The organism is Candidatus Symbiopectobacterium sp. NZEC135, assembly GCF_025962695.1.
The window spans coordinates 1-1,435 of the sequence record NZ_JAGFPF010000437.1 but is presented as its reverse complement, the minus strand read 5'-3'; the positions used below and the strand labels follow the sequence as shown (position 1 = coordinate 1,435).

Sequence of the window (1,435 nt, the reverse complement as noted above, 5' to 3'; positions counted from 1 at the left end):
TTGACCTTTGGTTTCAATGGCATAACGCATTGTTACTACCGCCCCTATCAGGGCAATCAGCGCGAAAGCGATAAATACATAGCGAATACCAAAGTTACCGACAATAAACCCAACCAGGATCGGCCCCACGGCAGAACCCGCTCGCAGCCAGGCGCTGCCCAACCCGGTGCCAATGGCACGCAACCGAGTTGGGTAAAGCTCTGAAGAATAGAGGTAAAGCGAGAAGGTAATGGTTTGCAATATGGCGTAAGCCGCAGTGGCACATACCACAATTTGCAACGGATTGGTTGCGCCCAGTACCGTCAAGGTAACCAGCGGCACAATCGCCAGCAGGAAGGCGGTGGCATACCATGCTTTACGCCCAACCTTATCAATTGACAACGCACAAACGATCGAGGCTAACACCCCAAACGCCGATGTCGTCCAACCGTAGGCCAGTGCCGTTTGAATCGGTAATCCGAATACATTTTTGTAGAGCGTAGGTAGCCAGGTCACCAGACCGTTGTTGATCATATAGCCACATACCCACAGCGCCCAAATGGTGAAGGTTCGCTTACGGTAGATACCCGTAAACAGCTCACGCCACCCTTCACTGGCGACCGGTTTTTTCTCTATGGTGCGAATCACGGGTTCAGGTAACGTTCCCCCGCGGCGTAGCACCTCATTTTCCAGCTTACTCACTATCTTATCCGCCTCGGCCAAACGCCCTTTTGAGGCTAGCCAACGCGGCGATTCAGGCATTAACCAACGCAGAGGGACGGTGATGATCGAAGGAATAAGACCAACAATGAACATGGCTTTCCAGCCATAGACAGGGACCAGAAAATACCCCGCAATGCCGGCAAACATCATACCGATAGGGAATATGACCTCATACAGCAGGAAGAAGCGCCCGCGCTTCTTTGCACCAACAAATTCATTGATATAGGAGCTCGCCACCGGCACTTCCGCGCCAATCCCTACCCCTTGCAGAAAGCGGAAGACCATCATCGACAGCCCACTCCAGGCAAACAGACACGCCGCATCCATGATCACAAACAGGATGATGGTGATCTTCAATACACCCAAACGCCCAATTTTCTCAGCCAGAGAACCGAAGAAAACGGCACCAAACAGTTGTCCAACATAGCTGGCAGCAATAATCAGACCGATATCCGCGGCGCTCAATCCCCACTCTGCGGCAAGCTGTGGCATGGCAAAGGCGATAGCCAGTACGGTGTAAGCATCAAAAAAGGTAGAAAGACCGACCACCACGCGAATGGTCAGCAGTTGACGTGTGATCGGCATCCGTTCAAGACGGGCAACCAACTCGGCATTGGATGTCCCGCTTGCGGCGGCTGTACTGGCGTTTGCATTGACCACACCGGCACTCATGTCATGCGTTGACATAGTTTGTTCTCCAAAAAGGATAGTGTGTGAGCCGCGATACGCGTGC

General features: G+C 52.7%; 1 protein-coding gene. It reads right to left on the bottom strand.

Going from position 1 to position 1,435, the window contains the following annotated elements; translation table 11 throughout:
• Positions 1-1,389 (bottom strand): MFS transporter (locus tag J5224_RS27645; protein ID WP_264628335.1); only part of this gene is annotated, 1,389 nt, incomplete at its 3' end.
• Between the last annotated feature and the right edge of the window lie 46 nt (positions 1,390-1,435).